Raw genomic sequence first — 780 nt, 5'->3', positions numbered from 1 at the left:
GACGGTGAACGGCAAGCTGGACCGTAGGGCCCTGCCGGCTCCGGACTACCTGGCGGCCGACCGTGGCCGGGGGCCGGTCACGGTGCAGGAGAAGCTTCTGTGTTCCGTGTTCGCCGAGGTGCTGGGCCTGCCCACGGTCGGCGTGGACGACAACTTCTTCGAACTGGGCGGCCACTCACTGCTCGCGGTGCAGCTGACCAACAGGATCCGGACGGCTCTGGGTGCGGAAGTCGCGGTGCGCGCGCTGTTCGAGGCGCCGACCGTGGCCGGACTCGCGCAGCGGCTGACGGATTCGGGTACGACACGTCCCGCGCTGGTGGCGATGACACGGCCCACGGCGCTACCGGTCTCGTTCGCGCAGCAGCGGTTGTGGTTCCTGGGCGAGTTGGAGGGTCCGTCGGCGACCTACAACATTCCTGTGGCTCTGCGGTTGACCGGTGCCTTGGACGTCGAGACGTTGCGGATGGCGCTTGGTGACGTGGTGGGCCGGCACGAGGTGCTGCGGACGGTCTTTGCCACTGATGAGGGCAGGCCGTATCAGCAGATCCTCGCCCCGCCTGTTTCTTTCGATCTGCCGGTGGTCGAGGTGGCACGGGAGGGTCTGACGGACGCGGTTGCCGGGCTGGCGGGTCACATGTTCGACCTGAGCGCTGAGTTTCCTTTGCGGGCGTGGCTGCTGCGGGTGGGGCCGGGTGAGTGCGTGCTGGTGCTGGTGGTGCATCACATTGCCGGTGACGGATGGTCGATGGGGCCGTTGGCGGGTGATGTGTCGGTCGCGTA

The 780-nt window shown here is 67.8% G+C and carries 1 protein-coding gene; it reads left to right on the top strand.

The features are described from left to right. Positions 1–82: 82 nt before the first annotated feature. Positions 83–780, top strand: a 698-nt coding sequence (locus O3Q52_RS53740) for a condensation domain-containing protein (RefSeq protein WP_269655635.1), incomplete at its 3' end; no start/stop codon positions are given.

The sequence above is a fragment of the Streptomyces sp. ActVer genome, assembly GCF_027270795.1.
GTDB classification, from domain to species: Bacteria; Actinomycetota; Actinomycetes; order Streptomycetales; family Streptomycetaceae; genus Streptomyces; species Streptomyces umbrinus_A.
Note: the sequence above shows the minus strand (reverse complement) of the source record. Positions and strands in the feature narration are given on the sequence as shown.